The following is a 2499-nucleotide window of genomic DNA, read 5'->3' on the forward strand; positions in this document are numbered from 1 at the left end:
AGGTAGCCCTCCTGGTCGAAGTGCATGATCTCGATCTTCTCGGTCTCCTTCATTCCCGCTCCTTTCACGAGCAGTTTGAATTGTCACACGGCCCGGACGGGCTTACCGTCCCGTCGCACCGCCTAACCTTGTGGTCATCTTGGCCCCAAGCTCAACAATTCAAAGGTTCTTAATACCAGTGAACGATTACAGGTTAGCCGTTTTTAATACCGATTTTTCGATTTCATCCTCCCCTCTCGGTAGACGGTCAGTTTTTGCCGCCCATCGGTCAAGCGACATATGGCCATAAAAGACGAGCGCCCTGCCGTACACAAGGACGCTCTGAACACTAATAGTTGTAGGTATATCCGCCGGCATCGCCGCGGGTAAAAGACTTGGCACACTCGATAACCTGTCCACTCGAGTCATAGGTCAGGCATTCCAGCACGAGGGCCAGGTCGCCCGGCTCAAGATCGAGCAAACTCGCATCGCGTGCGCCCAGCGCCTCAATATCGAGCTTCTCAATCGATTTATCTGGCTTTCGGCCCAACATGTCATAGGTCTCATACAGGCTGAAAACCGATATGTCCACGTCTTCGATGCCAGGGAACAGCAGACACGGGATCAGCGTCATCTCGATCGACACGGGTTCACCATCAATGCAGTTAAGACGGCGCACCGAGTAGAGCAGATCGTCCTCGCCGATACCAAACAAGTCGGCATAATACGGGCCGGCATAGCGTTTGGAGCGCGCCAGGATGCGCACCGACGGCGTCGCGCCCGAAGCTAAAACCGACTGACGGAAGCCGCCCTTGCGAGCGTGCTCGTCAAACCACTTGTGCCCCACAAAGGCGCCCTTGCCCTGCACGCGACGAATCTGGCCACTTTTGACCAGCTCATCCATGGCGCTGCGGATGGTCAGGCGCGTCGTGCCAAACTCCTCGGCCAGCTCATTTTCGGACGGAATCATCGAGCCCGTCGGATAGTCACCGCGCTCGATTCGCTCCGCAATGCAGCGGCGAATTTGCTTGTAAACCGGCAAGTCTTCTACTGCCTCAGCCATTCGACACCCACCTTCGTCGCAACGCCGTCTGCCTCACCGTTATCGGCAAATCGATACTTGGTCGGCAGGGTCACGGACTTGCAATACTCGACAAAGCCATCGTTCTCATCGCGCTCGTGCGAAGCCTTATAAAACACCGGGGCGCCCTCCTGGGCATCCAGCAACTTGGCCTCGTCGGCGTTCAGACGGCTGATGGAAATATGCTCCTTGCCGTGCGACACGCGGACATTCCCCTCTTTGAGCAAAACGTCGTAGAGGCTCTCCTGCTCGAAATCGTGATCGGGAAGCGAGGGACACAAAGACAGATTGACGTATGCCGTCTCGATCGACGCCGGGGAACCATTGACCACGCGCACGCGCCGAATGCAGAAGAGCGGCATGCCCAGCTCGATTTGGGCCTTTTGGGCCAGGTCGACATCGGCGTACACGACCTTGGAGCATACCAGGCGTGCGGTTGACTTTGAGCCGACCCTCTCCACCGCCTGCGTATAGTTCCACGTTTCCTGAAAGATGTTCAGCGGCTTGGGCGGGCATACATAGGTGCCCGAACCGCGGCGGCTTTCCAAGGTTCCGCACGAAATGAGACGCGTGATCGCAGCGCGCAACGCCGTGCGGGACACGCCCAGCTCTTCACAGAGCACGCGCTCGGCGGGCAGCCGGTCGCCACCCTGCAGGTCATAATGTTTGATATACCAAAGAATGCCCTCAAAGGCGCGATCTTTGGGCGGAATCGCATATGGTTCACTCGACATGGGTAAGGCTCCTCGACCGCTTGATGCTGCGGGCATCATTGCTCCGAACGCCCCATGGCGTCGAAGGCTTCTTTGATCTGTTCCGCAACGTTCCGATACGACCGATATAGGCCGCAGTCTCGCTTGACTTCGCCCGCAGTCACAGGAATCTCAAGCTTCGAAATCTCATCCTCGCCGGTTTGCACGGCAACGACGACACCCATACCAAGGCACATGTTACGCTTGGCGGCATTGTTTTTGGTAGCCTGAGCTGGGTTAATCAAAATCTGCTGAGCGAGCTCTCGATTGCTGAGCTGCGGCACATCCTCGGGATTTCCGGTCTCGACAATCTCGCATTGCAGCACATCCGCGTAGTCAAAAATCCTCGGGGTCGCGCCGCGCTGATGCACGGCCCACTTGCGACGCGTGGCATCCTGGTAGATAGCCGGCAAAAACGTAAAGCGCGGCGGGTCCAAAATCGTGTCCGTGATGGTAAACACATCGGGATCAAAGGCATCCTGCGGGTTTTTCTTCTTGAACAGCCCCATATCAGACTCCCGTACTAACACTTAACAACTCGAGCTAAATATAGCACCAATTTCAAGTCGCCGCTTTAGCGCATCGGTGCATGGCATCTATAGCTCGCTCAGCGGGAAATACACAGACGAGACCCGGGGCGGGGTGCTTGGTTTTGAGAAGTGGGCTTCGCGAACTTCCAAAACCAAG

Annotated in this window: 3 protein-coding genes; all 3 read right to left on the minus strand. The window is 56.6% G+C overall.

The window, feature by feature from the left end:
• Positions 1-328: 328 nt before the first annotated feature.
• From DW029_RS11030 to DW029_RS11040, 3 genes are read right to left on the minus strand one after another with little or no spacing between them, the layout of a single operon-like run.
• Positions 329-1042: a GntR family transcriptional regulator gene (locus DW029_RS11030; RefSeq protein WP_055252186.1), complete on the minus strand. Its 714-nt coding sequence runs from the start codon at positions 1040-1042 to the stop codon at positions 329-331.
• Positions 1027-1794 carry a GntR family transcriptional regulator gene (locus DW029_RS11035; RefSeq protein ID WP_117636070.1) on the minus strand — a complete coding sequence of 256 codons (768 nt, stop codon included), beginning with the start codon at positions 1792-1794 and terminating at the stop codon, positions 1027-1029. The genes DW029_RS11030 and DW029_RS11035 overlap by 16 nt, the downstream gene beginning before the upstream one ends.
• Positions 1795-1829: 35 nt before the next feature.
• On the minus strand, positions 1830-2321 hold the full coding sequence (locus DW029_RS11040; RefSeq protein ID WP_117636071.1) for a hypothetical protein: 492 nt from the start codon (positions 2319-2321) through the stop codon (positions 1830-1832).
• Positions 2322-2499 lie beyond the last annotated feature (178 nt).

This window comes from Collinsella sp. AF38-3AC, assembly GCF_003474365.1.
Classification (GTDB): domain Bacteria; phylum Actinomycetota; class Coriobacteriia; order Coriobacteriales; family Coriobacteriaceae; genus Collinsella.

Excerpts from the sequence above, each read along its gene's own strand:
- DW029_RS11030 (WP_055252186.1), bottom strand. The coding sequence starts at position 1,042 with ATGGCTGAGGCAGTAGAAGACTTGCCGGTTTACAAGCAAATTCGCCGC.
- DW029_RS11040 (WP_117636071.1), bottom strand. The coding sequence starts at position 2,321 with ATGGGGCTGTTCAAGAAGAAAAACCCGCAGGATGCCTTTGATCCCGAT.
- DW029_RS11035 (WP_117636070.1), bottom strand. The coding sequence starts at position 1,794 with ATGTCGAGTGAACCATATGCGATTCCGCCCAAAGATCGCGCCTTTGAG.